The sequence below is a fragment of the Caballeronia sp. GACF4 genome (assembly GCF_023631025.1).
GTDB lineage: Bacteria > Pseudomonadota > Gammaproteobacteria > Burkholderiales > Burkholderiaceae > Caballeronia.
In genome coordinates this window covers 1-398 of the sequence record NZ_JALQDW010000060.1, presented here as the reverse complement: position 1 = coordinate 398, position 398 = coordinate 1, and the positions used below count along the sequence as shown (strand labels likewise).

General features: G+C 62.3%; 1 pseudogene. It reads left to right on the top strand.

The window, feature by feature from the left end:
• Positions 1-3: 3 nt before the first annotated feature.
• Positions 4-398, top strand: a pseudogene (locus NCR40_RS31190) (electron transfer flavoprotein subunit alpha/FixB family protein); the annotation flags it as partial.

The following is a 398-nucleotide window of genomic DNA, read 5'->3' as shown; positions in this document are numbered from 1 at the left end:
CTGATGACGATTCTGGTAATTGCGGAACACGACAACGCGTCCATCAAGGCCGCGACGTTGAACACGGTAGCGGCGGCATCGAAAATCGGCGGCGATATCCACGTGCTGGTCGCGGGTGCGAACGCGCAGGGCGCGGCCGATGCGGCAGCCAAGATCGCAGGCGTTTCGAAAGTGCTGCTTGCGGATGCGCCTCAACTCGCCGAAGGTCTGTCCGAGAATGTCGAGGGCACGGTGCTGAATATCGCGAAGGACTATTCGCACATCCTCGCGCCCGCGACGGCCTATGGCAAGAACATCGCCCCGCGTATCGCAGCGCATCTTGACGTCGCGCAGATCAGCGACATTACCGCCGTCGACAGCGCCGATACCTTCGAGCGTCCGATCTACGCGGGCAACGC